Below are 1,441 nucleotides of genomic sequence, written 5' to 3' on the forward strand. Positions count from 1 at the left end.
GACATCTGATGGTTACAGAGTTGAAAATGAAGAGACAGAAAAGCCAAAAGCAATCTATTCACTTAGAATTCCAAACCTTGAAATAAGAGAATGCTTTGAAACTAACATATTGCAGCATTTTAAAGAATCATCAACACAAGGCGAGAATAAAGCTATGCTTATAGCTAAAGCTCTGTTTGAAGGTGATTGTGAAACTGCATCAGATAAAATCTATGATTTACTGCTAAATTATGTATCAGTAAGAGATTTTGCAACAAAGGCAAAACCTGAAAACTACTATCATGGTTTCTTATCTGGTATATTTGCAAGCTGCAGTGATTATATAAAAGATTTTAAATCTAATACTGAAACAGGCAATGGATATGCAGATATTCTTTTTTTAGATAAAAGAGGCTCAAAACTTGTAATCATTGAAATTAAGGTTTCAAATTCTGATGACCTATTAGACAAGGATGCTGTAAAAGCACTTGAGCAGATTGAAAAGAAAGAGTATGCAAAACAATTTCTCAAAAAGCCTCTTATAAAAAACATTTTTTCTTATGGTATCAGTTTCTATAAGAAAGACTGTTATATTGAAGTAAAAAAGCTTAAGTGATCTTAAACTAAATATGTTTATCAAAGTTAACAAAAAGGGCGATTTTCAAAATCGCCCTTGTTATATGTGCAAAATTTATTATTTACCAACGCTACTCATGATCTGAGATATGTAGGTTGATGATGTATTGTATTTTGCCATCAGTGAGTCAAGGTTGCCATACTTCTTACGTAGCATAGTCTCATACTGCTCAAGCTTTACAGTATTTGCCTCTTCTTTATCTGTCCAACTATCAATTTGCTTTTGAATATCATCAGCACGATCTGATAGAAGTCCACCAGTCTTAGTATAGTCTTCTACATAGGTACTCATTTCCTTGAGCAGACCATCCTCAGCGCTGAAAAGGTTAACAACTGTGTTGAAACTCTCATTGATTGATTTTGTAAACTTTGTCTTATCAAGACTTAAAGTACCATCTTTATTAAGTGTCAGACCACAGTCGAAAATAGTTTTGTTTTGGCCTGAGCTACCATCTCCACTGTCAGTTTTGTTGAATCTTGAGATCATGGTTTGCAGAGCGTTCTGAATACCCTTAACCTGAGAGTCACCAGCAAGATCACCACCGTCTAACTGATTCTTACCATCTGAATAGGTGTTGTGTTTATACAAAGATGTAAGAGATGACTGTAGAGTGTTGTATGCACTGATGAAATTGTTCATTTTATTGTAAGCTTCATCTGCATCTGTTGTAATATCAACACTGTAACTCTTAAAACCGGTTGTTATATTACCTGCACCATCATCAATGGTTTCTTTTTCAGATAACTTTAATACTTCAAGTGAAATACCTGAAATCTGCTCATCAAATTGATTGGTGTGTGATTTTACACTTTCACCATCAATAAG

2 protein-coding genes are annotated in these 1,441 nt (G+C 33.7%); one reads left to right on the forward strand and one right to left on the reverse strand.

The window, feature by feature from the left end; all coding sequences use genetic code 11:
- On the forward strand, nucleotides 1-595 hold a 595-nt coding region (locus ACJML3_RS04415), incomplete at its 5' end, for a PD-(D/E)XK nuclease domain-containing protein (RefSeq protein WP_406020952.1).
- A 78-nt stretch (nucleotides 596-673) separates the two neighbouring features.
- Here ACJML3_RS04415 and fliD read toward each other — a convergent pair.
- The coding region (gene fliD, locus ACJML3_RS04420) for a flagellar filament capping protein FliD (RefSeq protein WP_406020954.1) at nucleotides 674-1,441 on the reverse strand (768 nt) is incomplete at its 5' end.

It is taken from the genome of Succinivibrio sp. (genome assembly GCF_045124615.1).
Lineage (GTDB): Bacteria > Pseudomonadota > Gammaproteobacteria > Enterobacterales > Succinivibrionaceae > Succinivibrio > Succinivibrio faecicola.